At 52.2% G+C, this 385-nt stretch carries 1 protein-coding gene; it reads left to right on the top strand.

Features of this window, described 5'->3' with window-relative positions:
• A partial coding sequence (locus tag ACTQ3V_RS15745; RefSeq protein ID WP_441468308.1) for a transposase occupies positions 1-385 on the top strand: 385 nt, incomplete at both ends.

Raw genomic sequence — 385 nt, 5'->3', positions numbered from 1 at the left:
GTACCTAAGCTCAAGGGAATCTCCTTTGAAACTGCCATCATTGAACGGTATCGCCGCCGGGAGAGCAGTGTGGAAGAGGCTCTTATTGAAATGTACCTGGCAGGTGTATCCGTCCGGCGTGTGGAGGACATCACCGAGGCCCTGTGGGGCAGCAAGGTCTCTCCCTCCACCATCAGTGAGCTGAATAAGAAAGCGTATGTCCACATTGAAGATTGGCGGAACCGTCCTCTGCAAGGTGAGCGGTATCCTTACGTCTATGTGGATGGGATCCACTTGCGCCGCAATTGGGGTGGAGAATTTGAAAATGTAGCCATTCTTGTGGCAATTGCGGTCAATGAAGATGGATATCGTGAGGTTTTGGGTGCCGCAGAGGGTATGAAGGAAG

The organism is Candidatus Agathobaculum pullicola, assembly GCF_052117205.1.
Taxonomy (GTDB): domain Bacteria; phylum Bacillota; class Clostridia; order Oscillospirales; family Butyricicoccaceae; genus Agathobaculum; species Agathobaculum pullicola.
Note: the sequence above shows the minus strand (reverse complement) of the source record. Positions and strands in the feature narration are given on the sequence as shown.